Raw genomic sequence first — 593 nt, 5'->3', positions numbered from 1 at the left:
TATCTTATTGACTATGAAGGACTCGGTAAGACTCTTCTCAAAGATGTTGGTATTCCACGTGCAAGTTTTATTCCTCTTGGTAATCTTGGAGCTTTGGATGAAAAAGAGGGACAACCCTTTAAACTTGATCTCCAAAAAGCAAAGCAACTTTTAACGGAAGCCGGTTATCCGGATGGTTTTGAGGCCAGTATTTTTGCCGGTGCCTCTCCTTATCCTTTTGCTTTGCCTATTGCTCAGTCTCTCCAAGACAATGCAAAAAAGGTGGGGGTACGTTTTAAAATTGAACGCTTCGTAGGCACGCAGTTATTTTCAAAACTATCTGCACGTACTTTTGATACAATTTTTTTCGGATGGAATAATGATTCTGCGGATCCTCATACAATGGCTTCACGTCTTATTTATAATCCAGATAATCGGCTTGAGGCTAAAAATACAGGCTATGCGAGTTGGTGCCATGGGTATTTGGATGAAACTATGAATCAAAAGGTTCAAGATGCATTGTTTCAAAAAGATCCCAAAAAACGGGCGCAAATGTATGCTGATTTACAACGTGATTTTATGCAGAAAGGGCCTTATGCTTTTATCTATCAGAC

General features: G+C 39.6%; 1 protein-coding gene. It reads left to right on the top strand.

Translation table 11 applies throughout. The annotated features are described in order from the left end of the window. The coding region (locus ACFIL8_RS12340) for an ABC transporter substrate-binding protein (RefSeq protein ID WP_375690061.1) at nt 1-593 on the top strand (593 nt) is incomplete at both ends.

The sequence above is a fragment of the Bartonella sp. AP57NXGY genome, assembly GCF_042195805.1.
Lineage (GTDB): Bacteria > Pseudomonadota > Alphaproteobacteria > Rhizobiales > Rhizobiaceae > Bartonella.
This window is presented reverse-complemented; position numbering and strand designations above follow the sequence as displayed.